The 1669-nt window shown below is 68.7% G+C and carries 2 pseudogenes; both read left to right on the top strand.

Annotated elements, in window-relative coordinates:
- Positions 1 to 211: pseudogene (locus tag FKP22_RS29555) on the top strand (ABC transporter permease); the annotation flags it as partial.
- A 10-nt stretch (positions 212 to 221) separates the two neighbouring features.
- A pseudogene (locus tag FKP22_RS29550) lies at positions 222 to 1669 on the top strand (hypothetical protein); the annotation flags it as partial.

Below are 1669 nucleotides of genomic sequence, written 5' to 3'. Positions count from 1 at the left end.
CTTCAGCCAGGCCTGGCGGGCGCTGGTGGCGGCCGAGATGATCGGCGCGTCACAAGGCATTGGCTGGATGGTCTCGACCGGCGGGCAGATCGGCAACAGCAGCCAGGTGCTGCTGGGCATCTGCCTGATCGGCCTGATCGCCTGGCTCACCGAGCGGCTGGTCTTCCGCCGCCTCGAAGCGCACTACACCCACTGGCTGGGCCAGTCTTGAGGAACCTGAAATGACACTCGCTTTCAACCCAGCCGATGCCGGCGACTACATCGCCCCGGTGGGCCTGTATGCGCGCAACAAGTCGCTGCCTTTCCTGGGTCGCGTGCAGTGCGAGCGCAGCCAGCTGGTGGCCGGTGAATGGACCGAGCTGACGCTGGTCTACGAAGTGGGCGGCTCGGGCCTGGCGGACGGCGCCTGGCTGAAGCTCGCGTTCAAGTTCTATTCCGATTGGGCGCTGTTCCAGACCAGCGACCCGCGCGGCGCGGACTTCGTCTCGGCCGAATACCAGGCCGGCCCACTGGTGCCGGGGCAGAGCCCGGCCACGGTGCAGCACCTGAAGGTGCGCTTCGACCAGAAGGGCCACGAGCGGCCGTTCCAGAAGGCGGTGCTGATCGACATCGTGGACGGCTACCTCAACCCCGGCGACCGCATCGTGATCCGCCTGGGCGACCGGCGGCATGGCGGGCAGGGCACGCGCGTGCAGAGCTTCGTCGAAGCCGGTTTCCGCTTCCGCATGTTCATCGACCCGCTGGGCAGCTCGAAATTCGCCGAGGTGCCGGGCGACTGCGTGTTCGACATCGTGCCCGGCCCGCCTGCGCACCTGGGCCTGATCGCCCCGCGGCTGATCGGCACCGAGGAGTCGTTCGACGCGGTCGTGCGCCTGGACGACGCCTGGGGCAACACCTGCCGCGAACTGCCGCGCGCCGGCACGCTGAAGCTGCTTGGTCCGGACGGCAGCCAGCAGGAACAACACTTTGCGCTGGCCGATCAAGGCTGGGCGGTCGCGCGTGTGGCGGGCCTGTCGTTGGCGCAACCAGGCGAATGGCGGCTGGAAGCCGCGCTGGACGGCACGCCAGGCCTCAGCACACGCGCATTCGTCAACATCGCCCAGCGCGATGGCCTTCGCCCGCTGTATGCCGACCTGCATGTGCACTCGGACGACACCATCGGCACCAACGACACGCTGTACAACCTGAGCTACGGCCGCGACGTGGCCGGGCTGGACGTGCTGGGCTACACCGCCAACGACTTCAACATCACCGAGAAGCGCTGGGACGCCGCGGTCGAACTGATCCATTCGCTGAACGAGTCCGGCCGTTTCGTCTGCTACCCCGGCACCGAGTGGTGCGGCAACTCGGCTGCGGGCGGTGACCGCAACGTCGTTTTCCTCGGCCACGGCAAGCCGCGCTTCCCGTTCGATGCGCAGGGCCGGCTGGTGCGCAGCTTCGAGTGGAACGAACACACCGCCGGCACGCTGAAGCCCGGCGCCTGGCCGGTGGACGAGCTGTACGCCGCCTATGCCGACGACCCGGACGGCCACCTGATGATCCCGCACGTGGGCGGCCGGCGCTGCAACCTGGACTGGCACCACCCGCAGCTGGAGCGCCTGGTCGAAGTGGGCTCGGCCTGGGGCCAGTTCCACTGGGTCTACGCCGAGGCGCTGGAGCGCGGCTACCG

Source organism: Ideonella azotifigens, from assembly GCF_006519715.1.
Taxonomy (GTDB): domain Bacteria; phylum Pseudomonadota; class Gammaproteobacteria; order Burkholderiales; family Burkholderiaceae_C; genus Ideonella; species Ideonella azotifigens.
This window is presented reverse-complemented; position numbering and strand designations above follow the sequence as displayed.